The sequence below is a fragment of the Roseovarius sp. YIN77 genome, from assembly GCF_057219155.1.
This window is the reverse complement of sequence record NZ_JBXVVI010000049.1, coordinates 1-1,535: the sequence shown is the minus strand read 5'-3', so window position 1 is coordinate 1,535 and position 1,535 is coordinate 1. Positions and strand designations below refer to the sequence as shown.

Below are 1,535 nucleotides of genomic sequence, written 5' to 3'. Positions count from 1 at the left end.
TATTTTGTTGAAAAACTCCTGCTTGATTGATGGGTTGATCGCTGATTCAATTCTCTTATTGATCAGGAGGATTGGCGATGATGGGACCGAGGCAGGAAGCACAGGCAGCGCTGTTTTACGAGTTCTCGCTGGAGGATCACGTTCCCCAAGACCACATGCTGCGGTCGATTGATCGGTTTGTAGATCTGGACAGCATCCGCTCCTACCTGACAGATTTCTACAGCCACACGGGCCGTCCTTCAATCGATCCTGAACTGCTCATCCGCATGCTGCTGGTGGGGTATTGCTTTGGTATCCGGTCTGAACGGCGGCTTTGTGAAGAGGTGCATTTGAACCTTGCCTATCGATGGTTTTGCCGGCTTGATCTCAATGACTTTGTTCCCAACCATTCGACCTTTTCAAAGAACCGCCATGGCCGGTTCCGTGAGAGTGAGTTGTTGCGCCACTTGTTCGAGACCACGGTGGCACGGTGCATCGCCGAAGGCCTCGTCAGCGGCCAGCGCATGGCCATTGATGCCAGCTTGATCGAAGCGGATGCCAACAAGCAGAACTCAACGCCAAAGGAAGACTGGGACGCGTCCCGAATTGATCCGGCAGATGCACCTCGCGCGGTGCGCGAGTATCTCGACACGCTGGACGAAGCCGCTTTCGGTGCGGCGTCACCTGTGCAGCCCAAGTTTACCTCCCATTCCGATCCGGCAAGCCAATGGACCGCGGCCCGCAAAGGGCCTGCTTTCTTTAGCTATTCTGACAACTACTTAATCGACACGGACCACGGCGTCATTGTCGATGCCGAAGCCACACGCTCAATCCGACAGGCTGAGGTTGGATCGACAAAGACGATGCTGAGGCGGGTGAAAGCAAAGTTCGATTTGCATCCCGAACGTCTTATCGCAGATACGGCCTATGGCACCGGGCCAATGTTGGGCTGGCTGGTTGATCGCAAGATCGCACCTCATATCCCTGTCTTTGATAAAGCTGGCCGATCCGACGGCACATGGTCTCGTGCCGACTTCGAATGGGATGCCGAGAACGATCAATACATCTGCCCAGAAGGTCATGCACTGAAGCAGTTCCGGCGGAACTACTCCGATCCGAACCGTGGACCTACCGGCAAAGGGGTCGCGCGATACCGCGCCCTAAAGCTGACCTGCCAAGCCTGTCCATCGAAAGCCAAGTGTTGCCCAAACGCAGATGCCCGCAAGATCACCCGCGAAGAACACGAAGACGCACGCCAGGTCGCACGCGATATAGCCAAGACCAAACAATACGCCATCTCAATGCGATTGCGAAAGAAGGTTGAGATGCTCTTTGCCCACCTAAAACGCATCCTTGGGCTGGGACGTCTCCGATTACGTGGCCCATGTGGCGCAAATGATGAATTCCTCCTCGCCGCAACCGCCCAGAACCTCCGCAAACTCGCCAAGATCTTTCCTGCACCGCAGCATCCGCGAAAAGCCTGAAAACAGAAAGGCTTGCGGTCGCAAAAACCAAGCATCAGTCACCCTCATAACACGGTGTTTTTCAACAGAATC

Annotated in this window: 1 protein-coding gene; it reads left to right on the top strand. The window is 55.0% G+C overall.

From position 1 onward, the window contains the following. Positions 1 to 77 precede the first annotated feature (77 nt). On the top strand, positions 78 to 1,463 hold the full coding sequence (locus AC2D8P_RS16515; RefSeq protein ID WP_484703985.1) for an IS1182 family transposase: 1,386 nt from the start codon (positions 78 to 80) through the stop codon (positions 1,461 to 1,463). Positions 1,464 to 1,535: the final 72 nt, after the last annotated feature.

Bases quoted from the DNA above. Each gene is read 5' to 3' on its own strand.
- AC2D8P_RS16515 (WP_484703985.1), top strand. From the start codon at position 78: ATGATGGGACCGAGGCAGGAAGCACAGGCAGCGCTGTTTTACGAGTTC.